Annotated in this window: 15 protein-coding genes; 7 read left to right on the forward strand and 8 right to left on the reverse strand. The window is 63.4% G+C overall.

All coding sequences use genetic code 11. The annotated features are described in order from the left end of the window. Window positions 1–5: 5 nt before the first annotated feature. The 3 genes from mexE to ACIP02_RS16690 form a co-directional block, all read right to left on the reverse strand. Window positions 6–1,247, reverse strand: coding sequence for a multidrug efflux RND transporter periplasmic adaptor subunit MexE (mexE, locus tag ACIP02_RS16680; RefSeq protein WP_400618030.1), 1,242 nt, complete (start codon window positions 1,245–1,247; stop codon window positions 6–8). A gap of 486 nt (window positions 1,248–1,733) precedes the next feature. Then, window positions 1,734–3,320: a rhodanese-related sulfurtransferase gene (locus tag ACIP02_RS16685; protein WP_400618032.1), complete on the reverse strand. Its 1,587-nt coding sequence runs from the start codon at window positions 3,318–3,320 to the stop codon at window positions 1,734–1,736. After that, the gene (locus ACIP02_RS16690) at window positions 3,317–3,925 is read right to left on the reverse strand and encodes a cysteine dioxygenase (RefSeq protein WP_400618034.1); all 609 of its coding nucleotides are present in this window, start codon (window positions 3,923–3,925) and stop codon (window positions 3,317–3,319) included. Before ACIP02_RS16690 ends, ACIP02_RS16685 begins: the two co-directional genes overlap by 4 nt. 193 nt (window positions 3,926–4,118) lie before the next feature. Here ACIP02_RS16690 and ACIP02_RS16695 point away from each other — a divergent pair, with 193 nt between their 5' ends. Both ACIP02_RS16695 and ACIP02_RS16700 read left to right on the forward strand, forming a co-directional pair. Continuing rightward, window positions 4,119–5,054 carry an ABC transporter substrate-binding protein gene (locus tag ACIP02_RS16695; RefSeq protein ID WP_400618036.1) on the forward strand — a complete coding sequence of 312 codons (936 nt, stop codon included), beginning with the start codon at window positions 4,119–4,121 and terminating at the stop codon, window positions 5,052–5,054. A 120-nt stretch (window positions 5,055–5,174) separates the two neighbouring features. Further along, window positions 5,175–6,482, forward strand: coding sequence for an LLM class flavin-dependent oxidoreductase (locus ACIP02_RS16700; protein ID WP_400618038.1), 1,308 nt, complete (start codon window positions 5,175–5,177; stop codon window positions 6,480–6,482). Here the strand turns inward: ACIP02_RS16700 and ACIP02_RS16705 are convergent. Both ACIP02_RS16705 and gspG read right to left on the reverse strand, forming a co-directional pair. Next, window positions 6,476–7,666 (reverse strand): type II secretion system F family protein, encoded by a 1,191-nt coding sequence (locus ACIP02_RS16705; protein ID WP_400618040.1) that lies wholly within the window; start codon window positions 7,664–7,666, stop codon window positions 6,476–6,478. The two genes, ACIP02_RS16700 and ACIP02_RS16705, sit on opposite strands and share 7 nt — an antisense overlap. 11 nt (window positions 7,667–7,677) lie before the next feature. Continuing rightward, the gene (gene gspG / locus ACIP02_RS16710; protein ID WP_400618132.1) at window positions 7,678–8,103 is read right to left on the reverse strand and encodes a type II secretion system major pseudopilin GspG; all 426 of its coding nucleotides are present in this window, start codon (window positions 8,101–8,103) and stop codon (window positions 7,678–7,680) included. Between the two features lie 185 nt (window positions 8,104–8,288). Here gspG and ACIP02_RS16715 point away from each other — a divergent pair, with 185 nt between their 5' ends. The 4 genes from ACIP02_RS16715 to ACIP02_RS16730 all read left to right on the forward strand — a co-directional run bounded on the left by ACIP02_RS16715 (window position 8,289) and on the right by ACIP02_RS16730 (window position 13,663). After that, window positions 8,289–8,882 carry a lytic transglycosylase domain-containing protein gene (locus ACIP02_RS16715; RefSeq protein ID WP_400618042.1) on the forward strand — a complete coding sequence of 198 codons (594 nt, stop codon included), beginning with the start codon at window positions 8,289–8,291 and terminating at the stop codon, window positions 8,880–8,882. Window positions 8,883–9,025: 143 nt separating this feature from the next. Then, window positions 9,026–10,486, forward strand: coding sequence for a sensor histidine kinase (locus ACIP02_RS16720; protein WP_400618044.1), 1,461 nt, complete (start codon window positions 9,026–9,028; stop codon window positions 10,484–10,486). A 287-nt stretch (window positions 10,487–10,773) separates the two neighbouring features. Beyond that, window positions 10,774–12,267, forward strand: coding sequence for a sensor histidine kinase (locus tag ACIP02_RS16725; RefSeq protein WP_400618046.1), 1,494 nt, complete (start codon window positions 10,774–10,776; stop codon window positions 12,265–12,267). Next, entirely contained in the window at window positions 12,236–13,663 is a 1,428-nt protein-coding gene (locus ACIP02_RS16730; protein WP_201207318.1) for a sigma-54 dependent transcriptional regulator, read from the forward strand. The genes ACIP02_RS16725 and ACIP02_RS16730 overlap by 32 nt, the downstream gene beginning before the upstream one ends. Window positions 13,664–13,788: 125 nt before the next feature. Here ACIP02_RS16730 and ACIP02_RS16735 read toward each other — a convergent pair whose 3' ends face one another. From ACIP02_RS16735 to ACIP02_RS16745, 3 genes are all read right to left on the reverse strand, one after another. Next, entirely contained in the window at window positions 13,789–14,091 is a 303-nt protein-coding gene (locus ACIP02_RS16735; protein ID WP_400618048.1) for a hypothetical protein, read from the reverse strand. A gap of 84 nt (window positions 14,092–14,175) precedes the next feature. Further along, window positions 14,176–15,528, reverse strand: a complete 1,353-nt coding sequence (locus ACIP02_RS16740; protein WP_201207320.1) for a GntP family permease — start codon at window positions 15,526–15,528, stop codon at window positions 14,176–14,178. Window positions 15,529–15,637: 109 nt separating this feature from the next. Next, entirely contained in the window at window positions 15,638–16,177 is a 540-nt protein-coding gene (locus tag ACIP02_RS16745; protein WP_400618050.1) for a gluconokinase, read from the reverse strand. A 207-nt stretch (window positions 16,178–16,384) separates the two neighbouring features. On the opposite strand from ACIP02_RS16745, the gene ACIP02_RS16750 reads away from it, so the two are divergent. Next, window positions 16,385–17,404 (forward strand): LacI family DNA-binding transcriptional regulator, encoded by a 1,020-nt coding sequence (locus tag ACIP02_RS16750; protein WP_400618051.1) that lies wholly within the window; start codon window positions 16,385–16,387, stop codon window positions 17,402–17,404. Window positions 17,405–17,874 lie beyond the last annotated feature (470 nt).

Raw genomic sequence — 17,874 nt, forward strand, 5'->3', positions numbered from 1 at the left:
GTCCCTTAACCGCGTGGCGCCTGGGCGCTGGCGACTTTCACATTGTTGCCCGCCACCTTCGGCGCCGGGTTGCTGGCCTCCAAGGCCTGGCGCTGCTGGGCGAGGGCGGCGAGGGTCTGTTCGCTGGCCATGGCAGTTTCTTCCGGGGTGACCGGTGAACCAGGGCGCACGCGCTGCAGGCCCTTGACCACGATGCGGTCGTCCTTGCCCAGGCCGCTGCGCACGATGCGCAGGCCTTCCAGCTTCGGCCCCAGCTCTACGGCGCGGTAGGCCGCCTTGTTGTCCTTGTCCATGACCAGCACGAACTTCTTGCCAAGGTCGGTGCCCACGGCTTCGTCGTTGATCAGCACGGCGTCGTACTGGGCGCTGCCGACCAGCTTCAGGCGCGCATACAGGCCCGGGGTGAACTGGCCGTCGCGGTTGTCGAACACCGCACGCCCACGGATGGTGCCGGTGCGCGGGTTGACCTGGTTATCGACGAAGTTCATCTGGCCCAGGTGCGGGTTGCCGGTTTCGTTGGTCAGGCCCAGGTACACCGGGGTGCTCTGGCCACGCTGGCCTTCGCGAGCCAGCTGGGTGTACTTGAGATACACGCGCTCGTCGGCATCGAAGTAGGCGTAGACCTTGTCGGTGGAGACCACACTGGTCAGCGGGGTGACATCGGCACTGACGATGTTGCCTGCGGTGAACTCGGCGCGGCTGACCCGGCCGCTGATGGGGGCGGTGACGCGGGTGAAGCTGAGGTTCAGGCGGGCCAGGTCGAGCTGTGCCTGGATCGCATCGACCCCGGCCCGGGCTTCGGCGGCAGCGCTGCTGCGCGATTCGGCCAGTTCGGCGGAAATGGCATTGCTGTCACGCAGGCGCTCGCCACGGCGGGCTTCGTTGGCGCTGCGGATGGCGGTGGCCTTGGCCTGTTGCAGCTGGGCTTCGAGGCGGCGCACGTCAGCCTGGAACGGGCGCGGGTCGATCTGGAACAGCAGGTCGCCTTTCCTGACCTGGGCGCCCTCAGTGAAGGCTACCTGGTCGATCTGGCCCGAGACCCGTGGGCGCACTTCGACGGTTTCCGGGGCTTCGAGGCGGCCGGTGAATTCGTCCCATTCGTTGATCGGTTGCTCGATCACCTTGGCCACGGTGACCTTGGGCGCGGCGGGAGCCTGCACGGCGTCTGGGGTTCGACCGCAAGCGCTGATCACCACCACTGCCAGGGCAGCGAGGGGGAAGCGCAAGGGTTTGAGAGATTGTTCCATGGAGAACTCCGCCAATGTATTAGTAGTGGGCGGAGTGTGAGTGTGTTGCGCGTGAGGCACGAATCGAACGGGGCGAAGGTTAATATCACGCTGAATGATATGTGTGGGGCAATCATTGATTGGAGGCATGGTTGGGTGGGGGGAGGCCGGGAGGTGCTTGTCATGACATTTTCAGCGCTGGTGAGATCGAGCGCCGCCCGCGCGGCGCTTCGCGGCACAAGGCCGCTCCCACATCTGTTTCGGGCCAATTATTCCTGTGCCTTTGGCGCGCGCACCCTGGGTGCATGGCTGGACATCGATGAAGAGCAGTGGCACAGCCGATATCGAGTGGAACAAGCAAGGCGGGCGCAGGTGATCTCACAGAAGAAACTGGCCCGAAACAGATGTGGGAGCGGCCTTGTGCCGCGAAGCGCCGCGCGGGCGGCGCTCGATCTGTGCACCACCTCAAATACCGAGGCATGCACCTGGATGCCCTAACAAGTTTTCTCAGCCCAGCACCCTGAACCCATGGGTCCCATCACGCTCCAACTGGGCAATCAGCCCGAACTCCCAATCCAGATACCCCTGCATGGCCTCACGCGGGTTATCTGTCCCTTCATAGGGCCTGCGATAACGGTCGGTGCGCGGCACGGCAAGGCGGGTTTCGCCGCTTTCCAACCCTTGACCCGCAGCAACCCAGCGCGCCGTCCCGCCTTCCAGCACATACACCGGGGTTTGCGTAAGCGACTGCAAGTCCACCGCCGCAAAACGGGCCAGCAAGCTGCTGCCACAGGTCAGCACATATCGCTCGGCAACCGGCAGTTTTTCCAGCACTTGCGGCAATTGCGCACGAATAGCCCAGTGCGCCCCGGGTATATGCCGTTGCACATAGTTGGCACTGCTGGTGAAGTCCAGCACCACTGTACCTGGTGCCTGCAGCCAGCTCGCCAGTTGCTCGACGCCGATCTCGGTCACTGCCGGCAACGCCGGCTGCGGTGCCTGCCACTCACCGGCTTCACTGAAGTCTGCCGCCACCAGGCCATCCAGCACCGCCACCTGCCAGCCCAGTTGTGCCAGCCATGACGCACTCATGTTGGCCCGTACGCCGTCGTCGTCCACCAGCACAATGCGCGCCCCGCGCACGCTGGCCACATGGTCGGTTTCCTGCACCAGTTGCCCGCCAGGCACGCTGCGGCTGCCGGGCAGGTGGCCTTGGGCAAATTCCTCAGGCGTGCGGACATCGAACAGGTAGGTGGTGCGGCTGGCATCGGCCTGCCAGCCAGCCAGGCCTTCACGCTCAAGCCGGGCCACGCCAGCGCGGTCGGCAACCTGGCGCGCCCGCGTTGCGGCATCGGCTCGGGTGCTGTCGGTGACGGCACTGAAACGGCGCGCCTGGCCGTGGGCCAGGGTTTGCCCGGCCAGGGTCCAGCCAATGGTGCCGTTGCGCAGGGCTGCCACCGGGTTAGGGATGCCGGCATTGACCAGCGACTGGGTGCCGATGATGCTGCGGGTACGCCCGGCGCAGTTGACGATTACCTGGGTGGCCGGGTCGGGTGCCAGCTCGGCTACCCGCAACACCAGCTCGGCCCCCGGCACACTGATGCCACCTGGAATACTCATGGTCTGGTACTCGTCGAAGCGGCGCGCATCCAGCACCACCACGTCGGCCTTGGCATCCAGCAGCGCCTGCACCTGCTCGGCGGCCAGCGACGGGGTGTGGCGTACACTTTCGACCAGCTCGCCGAACGCCTTGCTTGGCACGTTGACGTCGCGGAACAGCTCGCCACCGGCTGTGCGCCAGCCGGCCAGACCACCTTCGAGCAAGGCAACATCGTTATAACCAAGGGTTAGCAGGCGCTTGGCGGCCTGGGCCGCCAGGCCTTCGCCGTCGTCATACACGGTGATGGCGGTGTCACGCCGCGGCACGCGGGCGAACACCTCCAGCTCCAGTTTCGAAAACGGGATATTGGCGGCAAACAAGGGGTGGTCCTGGGCGAACGGGTCTTCTTCGCGCACATCGATCAGCGCCAGTTCTTCATGGGCCAGCAGGGCCCGGCGAATGTCATGGTAGGAGCGGATGGCAACGGTGCTCATGGGGCAGGGTTCTCTTTGGACAGGTCCCAGATATTGGGCAAATGGCTGTTGGAATAGCCGGAAATGAACGGTTTTTCGGTGCCGTCGGGCAGGTACACCGCCCGGCTGACCGCGCCGATATTGGCGCCATACACGTGAATGCTGATCGACACCTGGTCATCAAAGGCATTGCTGACCTGGTGGATATCGCCAATGCGCGGCGAAACCGCCTCGACATGGCCGGGCTCGATACGCACCCGTCCGCCCTGTGGCAGCAAGGCGCCTTGCTCGCTACGGGCAAAGCCTTGCGAATACTCGGCGCCGCGCAGCATGCCGATCAGGCCCCACACCCGGTGGTCGTGGATTGGCGTCTGCTGGCCTGGGCCCCAGACGAAACTGACGATGGAAAAGCGCTGGCGCGAATCGCAGTGCAACAGGTATTGCTGGTAGCGGGCCGGGTCCGGCTGGGCCAGCGCTTCGGGCAACCAGTCGTCATGCGCGACCAGGCTGCGCAGCAGGCCCTGGCCTTGGTCGAGCAGCGTGGCTTCGTCGGTTTCCTGGTCCAGCAGGTGTGACAGCGCATCGATGAAATGGCGCAAGCGCGCGAAGCGTAGGGGGTGGCTCATGGTTCAGGCTCGGCTGACGGTTTTACCTAACCCTAGCAAACGCACTGAATATTCTCAAAAGTAAAAATAGGCATAAGCTAATATGCATAAATTGCATTTACAGATGTGCTGATCTGTTTTCAAATAGGTGCACAACCTACGAGACCGCACGCGCGGATCGGCCTTATGTACCCGACGGTACCTGGAGACGTACGTGCGATACCTCAAGCAATTGGCCGCCGGTGTGCTGGCCAGCACCCTCAGCCTGGCTGCCGCTGCACAAACCCTGGTGGTCGGCGACCAGAGCTTCAATGCCCGTGCCGTAATGGAGGCGGCCGGTGTACTCGACGACCTGCCGTATACCCTGGAGTGGAAGCAGTTCACGGCAGGCTCGCCGGTAGCCGAGGCACTGAACGTGGGCAGCCTGGACATCGGCCTGCTGGGCGATGCCCCGCCGTTGTTTCTGGGTGCCCTGGGCGCGCCGATCAAGGTGATCGCGGTCAGCCGGCAGAACCTCGATGGCGTGGCCATCCTGGCGCGCAAGGACTCGAACATTCACAGCCTGGAAGACCTGCGCGGCAAACGTGCAGCGATCTGGAAGGGCTCGTGGAGCCAGCAGTTGCTGTTCAGCGCGCTGGACAAGGCCGCCGTGCCGCGTGATGCCCTGGAGTTGCGTTACCTCAGCGCCCTGGACGCCTCGCATGCGCTGGATGGGGGTTCGGTTGACGTGATTGCCACTTGGGAACCCTACGTCACCCAGCAGGAGCGCCAAGGGGCGCGGGTGTTGGCAACGGCCGAAGGGCTGATCCCGGCGCAGAGCTTTGTGGTGGCCAATGCCAAGGCGCTGGAGGCCAAACGGGCACAGATCAGCGACTTCCTGCAACGCCTGAAAAAGGCCCGTGACTGGACCCTGAACGACCCGGCGCATACCGAAGCCTATGCCGATGCCTGGGCCAAGCGCACCCGGGCCGACCGCGACATAGCCCGTGCCTGGTTTGCCCGTGCGCGTACCGATGTGGCGCCGCTGGACCCGCAGGTGATCGTAGAGGCGCAGAAGACCGTGGACTTTTTTGCCGGGCTGGGGCTGATCAAGGCCTACCCGGCGGCGAGCCTGTTCGATACCTCGTTCGCGGCGGCGTTCGAGCATTGAGTTTTCCTGTGCCGGCCTATTCGCTCCTACAAGGGAAGTGGAAAACCTTGCGACCGTTGTAGGAGCGGGTTTACCCGCGAATAGGCCGGTACAGGCGACAACCCTTTTGAGGAACTGTACATGACCCCCCGCAAGATCAAGCTCGGCGCCCTGACCATGGGCTGCGGCGGCCCCGGCCGGCACAACCTGTGGCTCGACCCGGAGCTGCCGGCCGATGCCAGCGTCAATATCGACTGGTACATCGACATCGCCCGCCAGGCCGAGGCAGCGCTGTTCGACCTGATGTTCATCGTCGACAGCCAGTACATCACCCCGGGCTCGCCGTCCCACTACCTTAACCGCCTGGAGCCACTGACCCTGCTTTCGGCACTGGCAGTAACCACCCGCCATATCGGCCTGGTTGGCACCTTGACCACCTCCTACAACGAGCCCTTCAACGTGGCCCGGCGCCTGGCCTCGCTGGACCTGATAAGCAAGGGCCGCGCCGGCTGGAACGTGGTTACCAGTGGTGATGCCGGCACGGCCGGCAACTATGGCCGCGACGAACATTACGACTACGACACCCGTTATGCCCGTGCCCAGGAGCACGTAGCGGTGGTGCAAGGCCTGTGGCAGTCCTATGAAGACGGCGCGTTCCCGCGCAACCGTGCCACCGGGCAGTTCCTCGACCCCAGCCGCATGCACGCGCTGAACCACAAGGGCGAACACTTTTCGGTGGTGGGGCCGCTGAACATCCAGCGCTCCCCTCAAGGCCAGCCGGTGATCTTCCAGGCCGGCGACTCGCAACAAGGGCGCGAATTGGGGGCGGCCACGGCGGATGTGATCTTCACGCATGCCGCCAGCATCGAGCAGGGCCAGGCGTTCTACCGTGATGTAAAGGGCCGTGCCGCGCGGTTGGGGCGCGACCCCGAGCAACTGCTGGTGCTGCCGGGGGCTGAGATATACGTCGGCGACACCGATGAACACGCCCGCGAGATCGAACGCCATTATCACCAGCAGGACCACAGCTTCGAACTGGCGCTGAAGGAGTTCGGGCGCAACTTCGGCTGGCACGACTTCAGCCAGTACGACCTTGACGCACCGTTCCCCCAGGAAAGCCTGGAGCATGCGCGCAGCAGCTTCTTTACCAACGCCAAGCGCATTGCCGACCAGGCGCGAGAACAGGGCTTCAGCTTGCGCCAGGCGGTGGAGTTCGGGCGCCAGTTGCGCCCGGGTGCCTTTGTCGGCTCGCCAGCGTCTGTAGCGGCCAAAATGGCCGAGTGGTTTGAAGCACGGGCGCTGGATGGCTTCAATATCTACATTGGCCACCCAGGGCAGTTCCGCCGCTTTACCGAGCAAGTGGTGCCGTTGCTGCAGGAGCGCGGGGTGTACCGCACCGCCTACGAGGGCACTACCCTGCGTGAAAGCCTGGGCCTGGCGATTCAGTGAATGCTTGAGGCCAGTTCGAAGATCGGCATGTACATGAGGATCACGATCAGGCCGATCAGCAGGCCGATGAACGTCATCAGCATCGGTTCGAACAGTTTGACGAACCATTCCACCCAGCGGCCGATTTCCTGATCGTGGAAGTCGGCGCAGCGCTCCAGCATCTCGCCCAGGTTGCCGGATTGCTCGCCGGCCCGCAGCAGGCGTAGCGACACCGGTGTGATCAGTTTCCCGGCTTCCAGCGCATCGGACAGCGGCAGGCCCTCGCCGACCCGCTGGCTGGCTTGCGCCAGGCCCTGTGCCGCCGCGCTGCCGAGCAGGCCGCGGGCCATGCCCATGGCGGTAAGGATGGGAATACCGCCTTGCAGCAGAATACCCAGCGACCGGTAAAAGCGCGCCAACTCGTACATCATCAGGCGCTGGTGCAGTGCCGGCAGGCGCCGCAACTGGCAGGACGCCCAGTGCCGCACCCGTGGGTGGCGGCGCAGCAGCCACAGCGCCGTGACCCCGCCTACAGTGCCCAGCGCCAGTGGCAGTTGCTCGGCATGCAGGAACAGGCCGATTTGCATCAGTACCCGTGAAAGCCAGGGCAGTTCGGTACCCATGCCTTCGAATACCTGGCTGAAGCGCGGTACCACATAGCCAAGCAGGAACAGCACCACGCCACCGCCCACCAGCAACAGCAACAACGGGTACACCGACGCACCCACCAGCTTCTGCCGGACCAGGTCCAGGCGCTGGCGGTAGCTGATGTAGCGGGCGAGGGCATCACCTAGCGCCCCGGTGCGTTCGCTGGACTGCACCAACGCTACGTACAGCGGCGGGAATACCCGCGGTTGCTGGCCCAGGGTCTGGGACAGCGAGCGGCCTTCGTACAGCTGGCGGACCAGTTCGGCCAGCACCTTGCGCGTTGCTGGCGCAGGGGCTTTCTCTGCCAGGCTTTCCAGCGCGTCGATCAGTGGCAGGCCGGCATTGAGCAAGGTCGACAGCTCCTGGCTGAACAGCACCAGGTCGAAGGCCGCCTCGCGGCGCCAGGCCATACCGCGCAAGGTGCCGCCGCTGCCGCGCAGGCTGAGCACGCGCAGGCCCTGGTCTTCAGCCTGGCGGCGCGCCTGCTCGGCGTCCTCGGCGTCGATCTGTAATTGCACCACACCCTGCCTACCCAGGGCCTTGAGGCTGTAGCGCATGGCCGCTCTCCTTACTGCCAACTGGTGATTTCAGCGTTTTCGCCATCGCCACCGGGCTGGCCGTCCTTGCCCATCGACAGCAGGTCGTATTCGCCGCCGTTCTCGCCAGGCTGCCGGTAGATGTACGGGCGGCCCCACGGGTCCTGCGGCACAGCCTTCTGCAGATAGGGCCCGGTCCAGCGGGCTTCACCGCTGGGGGCGATCACCAGGGCCTGCAGGCCTTGTTCACTGTTCGGATAGTGGCCGACCTCCAGGCGGTACAGGTCCAGGGCCTTGCTCAGCCCCTCGATCTGCGCCCGCGCCACCTTGGCCTCGGAGCGGCCCAGTTGGCTGAAGTACTTGGGCGCTACGATGCCGGCCAGCAGGCCGAGCACCACCAGTACCACCAGAAGTTCGAGCAGGGTGAAGCCACGTTGCGGGTTGGATCTGCGCTGCATGGTGAAGCCCTCCACTGCATGGGGACACGGGTTGCCCTGCACCATGCAACAGCCGTGCACGTCTGCCTCGGGGCCTTGCGCCATGCGGCGCAGGAAGCGGCACAGTGCTTGCGTCGTGGTCATGGTCCTTGGGTTTTCCGGGGCATTTCCCCCACATCGGGGGCCACGACGAAGAGGCGACCGACATGCGTGGACTCATCCTTGGTTTGCTGTGGCTGGCGGCAGGTATTGCCCAGGCCGATGTGTACATCTCGATCGATGCCAAGGGTGGCTACGTACTGACCAACGTTCATCGACCCGGGCGGCATTATCAAAAAGTGATCAACGAACCGCTGGCCCAGGGCGGGCCGGTCAATGCGCAGATGATCACTGGCCGGCCGTACGCCGAAGTGGTCGCCACTGCGGCACGTATCCACAATGTGCCACCGGCGCTGTTGCATGCGTTGATCAAGGCCGAGTCTGGCTACAACCCCAAGGCCCGCTCGCGGGCGGGGGCGGTGGGGTTGATGCAATTGATGCCGGATACCGCCCGCGAAATGGGTGTGGAAGACCGCCTCGACCCGGAAGACAACGTGCAGGGCGGGGCACGCTACATCAAACAGATGCTTACCCTGTTCGACAATGACATCACGCTGGCCGTGGCCGCCTACAACGCCGGCCCGGAAGCCGTGCTGCGGCGGGGCGCGGTACCGCCGTTTGCCGAGACCCGGCGCTATGTGCCCACGGTGTTGCGCGAGTACCGCAAGTTGCAGGGGCTGGCGGATGATTCACCGCTGTAAGTGTCCGTCAGCATGTACGCGATCCCGTGTAGGAGCGCCTTCAGTTCAGGCATGACCCTTCGGCGGATGCTATCAATTTAGCACTATGGTTTCCCCATCTCTGGGCTATAACCTTCTGAAGGTGCCCAGCTGTGGAGTCCGCCATGGACCTCGCCCCTCGTTCCGACGCTATTGACGTGCCTGCCGGTAGCGAGCTGGCCGCCCCGCGCAAGCCTTTCAACCTGCTGCGCTGGTATGCCTGGGTCAGCCTGGCCATCATTCTTTCGGTGGCCGCAGGGCTGGGGCTGATTTCCAGTCGCTTCATCATCGACGAAAGCGTCGAGCGCGATGCCTTGCTCACGGCCCAATTCATCACTTCCATTGCCGACGCCGAAGTGCGCCATGTGTCGATCCCCAACCTGCGTACTATGGGTGAACTGCTCGACCCGCGTACCGACCGCGCGAACCTGCCCGATGTCGACCCGGATGCCCGGCGCAAGGCCCGGGGCGAATTCCTCGACCATATCGCCCACTTGCCCGACATGCTGCTGGCCAACATCTATGCCCCGGACCGCACCGTGATCTGGTCCAGTAACCCGGCGTTGGTCGGCAAGCTGATCGAGGGCGACGACGACCTGGACCAGGCGTTCGAGTACAAGATGCGGGTTTCGGCCAGCTACCACAACTTTGAACAGGCCCGCGCCGAGCAGAAGTTCATTACTCCGCCCGAGCAACTGTTCATCGAAAACTACATACCGCTGTTCGACGCCGAGGGTGAGCACGTTACGGCCATGGTCGAGATCTACAAAGAACCCCATGATCTGATCGTGCGCATCGAACACGGGCTGATCCTGATCTGGCTGGCGATCACCGTCGGCGCTGCACTGGTGTATATCGGCCTGTACGGCATCATGCACCGCGCCGCACGCTTGCTGAAGGTGCAGCAGAAGCGCCTGATCAGCAGCGAAACCTACGTGGCACTGGGTGAAGTGTCATCGGCCGTGGCCCACAGCTTGCGCAACCCGCTGGCCAGCATCCGCTCCAGTGCAGAGCTGGCTCAGGCGTTCGATGAAGGCCCAGCACAACGCCAGGTCAACGATATTATCAGCCAGGTCGATCGCATGTCCCTGTGGATTCGCCAGATGCTGCAGTCGCTGCGCCCGCTGAACGATGAGGCCGTGGCGGTGGACCTGCCCCAGGCATTGCAGGAATGCCTGCAGAGCTACGCAGTGCCACTGGCACGCGGCGGGGTAACCCTTGACCTGCAACCGTTACCGGCCGTGCAGGTACTGGGGCATCCGGCGTTACTGCGCCAGGTGTTCAGCAGCTTGATCGCCAACGCCCTGGAATCGATGGAGGAAAGTGGGCGGTTGCGTGTCGAGGTAGTGCGCCACAATCGGCGCTGCCTGACCCTGCGTCTGTCGGATAATGGCAAGGGCATGAACGAAGAGCAGCTGCGAATGGCCTTCCGGCCGTTCTTTACCACCAAGCAAGGCGGGCTGGGCGTGGGGCTGGTGCTGGTGAAACGTATCATGGAGCGTTTCGGTGGCACGGTCCGGCTCAGCAGCAGTGAGGGCCACGGCACGCGGGTCTCGTTGACTTTCCGCCTGGCTGGCTCTTCATAATTGTGATTAATAACAAACCATAAACTATTGATATACATAGATTTACAGCATGTTGGGTGACAATTACCCACATGTGGGGCAAGTTCCTCAGGCGATGTTTAAAAGAATACGATAACGCATTGAAAAATAACGTATTGATTTGAATGGCTGAGTTTTTGCAGTGTGATCTGTAGAGCGAAACACGCGACAAATGGCAGCTGCGGCTGCACAGGTGGATTGCTGTCAAAAGCCGCTTGCGGCTGACCTTGATGCAGTTCTGAACGCACGCCCTGCGCGGGAACCACGCGATGCAGATGCTGGAAAACGAAGTGCCCGACAAGGCCAGCGCGACCACCAGCGGTCTGGCCGTTCCATTGCGCGAATTCAACCTGCTGCGCTGGTTTTCGGTCATCAGCCTGTTGATTATTGCCTCGGTAGCCGGCGGCCTGGGTTACGTGTCGACCCGCTTCGTGGTGCGCGACAGCGTGCAGCGCGATGCCATGCTCACTGCACAGTTCATCCAGGCCATGGCCCAGGCCGAAGTGCGCCATTCGCAACTGCCGCCGGGCACCACCATGGGTGAGCTGCTCGACCCGCGCCTGGACCTGCAGCACCTGCAGTTCTCCCCGCAGCTGGCCGAATCGACCCGGGTGGAATTCCTCGACCATGTCGAGCACCTGCCGGATACCTTGCTCGCCAATGTCTATGCCCGCGATCGCAGCATTGTCTGGTCGACCAACCCGCAGCTGATCGGCCAGCGCATCGAAGCCGATGGCGACCTGGACCGCGCTTTCCGTTCGCGCAAGGCTGTGTCGGCCAGCTACCACAAGGCCGAGGATGACCGCGAAGAGCAAAAATTCTTGCGCGAACCGCGCTACCTGTTCATCGAGAACTATATTCCGCTGTTCGACAGCCAGGGCGAGCAGGTGCTCGCCATGGTGGAAATCTACAAAGAACCGCAGGACCTGATCCGTCGCATTCAGCGTGGCTATGTGCTGATCTGGGCTTCGACCCTGGTTGGCGGTGCGCTGATCTACTTTGGCTTGTTCTGGATCGTACGCCGGGCGGCGCACATGCTGCGTCTGCAGCAGGACCGGCTGGTGGCCAGCGAAACCTACGTGGCGCTGGGCGAAATGTCCTCGGCAGTCGCCCACAGCCTGCGCAACCCGCTGGCCAACATCCGCTCCAGCGCCGAACTGGCCCAGGAAATCGCCAACCCCGCGGCGCAGAAGAACATTACCGACATCATCAGCCAGGTCGACCGCATGTCACGCTGGGTGCGCGACCTGCTGGTGTCGTTGCGCCCGGTCAGCGACGAACCCGAGGCCGTGGACCTGGTGGCAGCCATCGAGGACACCCACCTGGCCTTTACCCAGCAGATCGAGCGCAACGGCGTGCGCTTTCATTTCGAAGGGCCTGACATGCAGTGGGTGGCCAGCCAGCCGTTGCAGCTGACGCAGATTCTCAACAGCCTGTTTTCCAATGCCCTGGAGGCCATGCCTGCGGGCGGCACGCTCAATGCCCAGGTCATTGTACAGGAGGGCCTGCGTGCCGAACTCGTCCTTACCGACACCGGCAAGGGCATGAGCCAACAGCAGGAACGGATGGTGTTCAAGCCGTTCTTCACGACCAAGCAGGGTGGCCTCGGTGTAGGCCTGGCCCTGGTCAAACGCATCATGGAGCGTTTTGGCGGCTCGGTCAGCCTGAGCAGCCGCGAAGAGGAAGGAACCCGCGTCAGCCTTACATTCAATATCGCAGCGGGAGGGGACCATGGAGCACAGCATCCTGGTAGTCGAGGATGATGAAATCCTTGCCGACAACATTCGTACCTACCTCAGCCTCAAGGGCTACGAGGTCACCGTGTGCCACAGCGCGGAACTGGCGCTGGAGCAGATCAAACGGGCCCAGCCCGATGCGGTGCTGACCGACAACTCGCTGCCGGGCATGAGCGGCCACGACCTGCTGCGCACCTTGGTGGCGCAGGCGCCGGAGCTGAAAGTGATCATGATGACCGGCTACGGCAACGTCGAAGATGCCGTGCAGGCGATGAAGGAGGGCGCCTTCCATTACCTGACCAAACCGGTCGTGCTGGCCGAGCTCAAGCTGACCCTGGACAAGGCCCTGGCGGCAGAGCGCATGGAGCGCACGCTGTCGTTCTATCAGGAGCGCGAGGCGCAGAAGTCCGGGTTGCAGGCGCTGATCGGCGAGTCGCCGGCGATGCTCACCCTCAAGCACACCCTGCGCCAGGTGCTCGATGCCGAGCGGCGCATGGCCAGTGACGACCTGCCCCCGGTGCTGGTAGAAGGCGAAACCGGTACCGGCAAGGAGCTGGTGGCGCGTGCCCTGCATTTTGACGGCTCGCGCAGTAAAGGGCCGTTCATCGAGTTCAACTGCGCCTCGATCCCGGCCAACCTGCTGGAAGCCGAGCTGTTTGGTCACGAAAAGGGCGCCTTTACTGATGCCAAGGAGCGTCGGGTGGGCCTGGTGGAGGCTGCCGACGGGGGCACGCTGTTCCTCGATGAGATCGGCGAGATGGACCTGGTGCTGCAGGCCAAGCTGCTCAAGCTGCTGGAAGACCGCAGCATCCGCCGCATTGGTGCGGTGAAGGAGCGCAAGGTCGACCTGCGGGTGATCAGTGCCACCAACTGCAACCTTGAACAGATGGTGCAACAGGGCAAGTTCCGCCGCGACCTGTTCTTCCGCCTGCGCATCATTGCGTTGAAGGTGCCGCGCCTGTATGCCCGCGGGCAGGACGTGTTGCTGCTGGCGCGGCACTTCCTGGCCCACCATGGCCGACGTTATGGCAAGCCCAACCTGCGTTTTTCTGCCGAGGCGGAAAGCCTGATGCTGGGTTACAGCTGGCCCGGCAATGTGCGCGAACTGCGTAACATGCTGGAGCAGACGGTATTGCTGGCACCGAACGAGGTGGTGCAGGCGCACCAGCTGAACCTGTGCCTGACTTTGGTGGACGAGCCGCTGGTGGCTCAGCCCACAGCGACTGTATATGAAATGCCGCGGCATGAACCGGAACCGGGTACCAGCTTGCCGGACATGGAACGCGACCTGGTGTGCAAGACCCTGGACCGTACGGACTGGAATGTGACCAAGTCGGCGCGGATGCTCGGGTTGTCGCGGGACATGCTGCGTTATCGCATCGAGAAGCTGGGGCTGACGCGGCCTGACAAGCGACAGTGGTGATTAACCGTCAATCATTTGTGTAGGAGCGGGTTTACCCGCGAATGCGATGCTTGAGCCATCGGCGCTTTCGCGGGTAAACCCGCTCCTACATGGATTGCAAAATCCTTGCGGGTTGAGCGGGGCGGTCAGGGGTTGCCAGTGCTCGTGCCGCTGTCACCTTGCCGGCCAGTTCCTTCCGAGCCACTGCCATCCATGCCCGGCAGATCGCGATTGTCATTCTGCTCCGCCGGCGGGCTGTCCGGGTCGTTGCCCTTGATGCGCGGGTCGGTGTCCCGGGGCATGGGTTTCTCGATCGGGTTCAGGGTGCTGTCCGCGCCGGGCTGCGGCGCGCTACTGTGCGGGTCGTCGGGGTAGGTCGGGCCGGTGCCGGCGGCGAGCGCCAGCGGTGACGCGAGCAGGGCAATCAACAGGATGCTTGAGCGGGTCATGGCAGTCTCCATTGCGTCGGGTAGGGCTTATATTTCCCTTCGGCCCCACCCGAAACGTCAAGGTGCCATCACCCCGATCAACGGTCACACCACCATTGACAGCAACATGATGAAGATGATGCCAACCACCGAAAGAATGGTCTCCATCATGCTCCAGGTCTTGAAGGTTTCTGCCACGGTCATGTTGAAGTACTGCTTCACCAGCCAGAAGCCGGCGTCGTTCACGTGCGACAGGATCAGCGAGCCGGCACCGGTGGCCAGCACCAGCAGCTCACGGTTCACCCCAGGCACCAGGTCGATCACCGGTGCAACGATGCCCGCGCCGGTAATGGTCGCGACCGTGGCTGAGCCGGTGGCGATGCGGATCACTGCGGCCACCAGCCAGGCCAGCATGATCGGCGAAATCTCGGCCTGCACGGCCATCTGCCCGATCACGTTGCCCACGCCAGTGTCCACCAGCATCTGCTTGAAACCACCGCCAGCGCCGACGATCAGTACGATGGCAGCGGTCGGCGCCAGGCTCTGGTCGAGCATTTTCATGATCTGCTGGCGGTTGAAACCACGGGCCGAGCCAAAGGTATAGAAGGCCAGCAGCAGGGCGGCGAGCAGGGCGGTGATCGGGTGGCCGATCAGGTCCATCCACTGGCGCACGATGTGCTCGGCAGGCAGTACCACGTCGGCGAAGGTTTTCAGCAGCATCAATGCCACCGGCAGCAGCACGGTGATCAGGGTGATGCTGAAGCTCGGCAGGTTGCCCTGGTCGGACTCCTTGGCGATCTGGTCCATCAGCTCCTGCGAGGGGTTGCCCGGGATGTAGCGGGAAATGAAGTTACCGAACAGCGGCCCGGCGATGATCGCGGTGGGCAGTGCCACGATCAGGCCATAGAAGATGGTCTTGCCGATGTCGGCGTGGAAAATGCCGATCGCCAGCAACGGGCCCGGGTGTGGTGGCACCAGGCCGTGGACGACAGAAAGGCCGGCCAGCAGCGGAATGCCGATTTTCACCAGTGATACCCCAGAGCGCCGGGCGACGATGAACACCAACGGAATGAGTAGCACGAAGCCGATTTCGAAGAACAGCGGGATGCCCACCAGGAAGGCGGCGAACATCATCGCCCAATGCACGTTCTTCTTGCCGAAGGCACGGATCAGGGTTTGTGCGATCTGGTCGGCACCGCCGGAGTCGGCCATCAGCTTGCCGAGCATGGTGCCCAGGGCGAGCACGATACCGACAAAGCCGAGTACGCCGCCAAAACCGTCCTGGAACGATTTCATGACCTTGGCCACCGGCATGCCGGAGGTCAGGCCCAGGAAACCCGCCGCAAGGGTAAGGGCGACGAAAGGGTGAACCTTGAAATGGGTGATCAGCAGGATCAGCCCGACGATGGTAACCAGCGCGTCGAGCAGCAGGAAGGTATCAGTAGCCAGTCCGAACATGGTGTGAAGGCCTCGGTCTTATCGTTGTTTTGGGCGGAGCTTTTTGGAACTTTGCCCGCGTTGGCGGGTCGGGGTAGCGCTGTCTTTGGTGAGCCGGAAAACCGCCGGGTCAGGCGGTTTGCGCCAGGCCCTGCTCACCGTAGCGCTTTAGCCAGCGGTCCACTGCTTCGGCCAGGGCGTCCATGGGCTGGGTCGCGTCCAGCGCCAGGGTCAGTGGTTCGCCGCGTGGCGATTCCAGGGCTGCGAACTGGCTGTCGATCAGGCTGGCCGGCATGAAGTGCCCCGGGCGGGCCAGTACGCGCTTTTCGGCTTCGGCAGGGGTCAGTTCGAGGAACACGAATACCAGCCCAGGCATGGCCTCGCGCAGGGTATCTCGGTAGCGGCGCTTGAGTGCCGAGCAGGTGAGGATCGGGCGCTCGCCAGCTTGGCTGATGGTTTGCAGTTCTTCGCCCAGGCGCACCAGCCAACCGGCACGGTCACTGTCGTCCAGGGGGATGCCAGCGCTCATCTTGCGGATGTTTTCGGCAGGGTGGAAAGCGTCGCCTTCGATCAGGCGACCGCCGCTTTTGGCAGCAATGGCAGCGCCGATGCAGCTTTTGCCGCAACCGGCCACGCCCATCACCACAATGGCGGACAGGGGAGAATTCATCAGTACCTCCTGCGGGGTGAGATAGCGCTGTCTCGTCGCCGACGAACAGCCACCTCCCCGGTGTTATTGGTCTTGTCCTTACGCAGTATGGACGCCTGGTGGCGAGCGCGTGGTGGCTGCTACCAAAGATTACATTGCCTGCGTCCTGAGACAGCGCTACCTTAGTGGCCGTTCCCTCTCCTTGCAAGTAGTAAAATTACAACATCCATGTCCCGCACCGGCTCCCGTACTACAGGTCGTCCCACCCTGGCTGAAGTTGCCAGGCTTTCCGGGGTTTCCCCGATTACCGCTTCGCGCGCCTTGCGCGGGGTCAGCACGGTTGCGCCGGAGCTGGTGGAAAAGGTCGTCGCCGCTGCGGCGAGCCTGGGCTATGTGGCAAACCCGGCGGCGCGCGCGCTGGCCTCGGCACGCAGCCAGTCGGTGGTGGTGTTGATCCCGTCGCTGTCCAACCAACTGTTCATCGACACACTGGAAGCCATTCACGAGGTCATGCGCCCGCGTGGGCTCGAAGTGCTGATCGGCAACTATCACTATGACCTTGCCGAAGAAGAGAACCTGATCCGCAACTACCTGGCCTACCAGCCCTGCGGCATGTTGCTGACCGGTTTCGAACGCAGCGACGCGGCGCGGCAAATGCTGGCCGCCAGCGGCGTGCCGTGCGTGCACATGATGGAGCTCAATGGCGAGCCAGGGGCGTTGTCGGTCGGCTTTTCACAGCAGCAGGCCGGTCGCGCCGCCGCCCGACACCTGATCGAGCGTGGGCGCAAGCGCTTGGCGTTCATTGCCGCGCAGCTCGACCCACGGGTAATGCAGCGTGCCGAAGGCTTCCGCCAGGCGTTGGCCGAGGCCGGCATGCAGGCCACCGAGCTGGAGGTATTGGCGCCGGAGCCTTCGTCGATTGCCTTGGGCAGCATGCTGTTCAGTCAGCTGATGGCGCAGGCGCCGGATGTGGATGGCATCTTTTTCTGTAACGATGACCTGGCCCAGGGCGCGGTGCTGCAGGCGTTGCGCCAAGGAGTTGAAGTGCCGCGCCAGGTTGCCATGGTCGGCTTCAACGACCTGCCGGCCTCGGCGCATATGGTGCCGCGGCTTACCTCGATCCGCACGCCGCGGGCCGCCGTTGGTCGGGGCGCCGCGCAGGCGCTGCTGGCGTTGCTGGATGGCAAGCGGGTGGCCAACGCGCAGCAGGACCTGGGGTTTGAGTTGATGGTGCGGGAGAGCTCTTGAGTTCGTCTTGAGGGGGGTAAGATCGAGCGCGGCCAGGTGTTCGCCGATGTATTTTCAGCGCCTATGAGATCGAGCGCCGCCCGCGCGGCGCTTCGCGGGACAAGCCCGCTCCCACATTTGTTTCGGGCCAATTATTCCTGTGAAATTTGCGCGAACGCCTTGGCGCATGTCTCGATATCGCGTCGTACAAACAAGGCGGTCGCGCGCGCCTGGCACAGGCAATGCTGGCCCGAAACAAATGTGGGAGCGGGCTTGTCCCGCGAAGCGCCGCGCGGGCGGCGCTCGATCTTGTAGGCGCTACAAAAATAACGACATACGCAAGTCAATCTATGCTCAGAAAACCGCGCATAAAGGAGCCTGGCGTCATGTTCGATTTCCATCGCAAGTCCGACTTGGTCGAGATCCAACGCAGTCACCAGGCCCTGGCTAACGCACAAGCCAAACTGGCCGCCATCGGCCGCGCCATGGCC

The organism is Pseudomonas sp. NPDC089408 (assembly GCF_044749445.1).
GTDB lineage: Bacteria > Pseudomonadota > Gammaproteobacteria > Pseudomonadales > Pseudomonadaceae > Aquipseudomonas.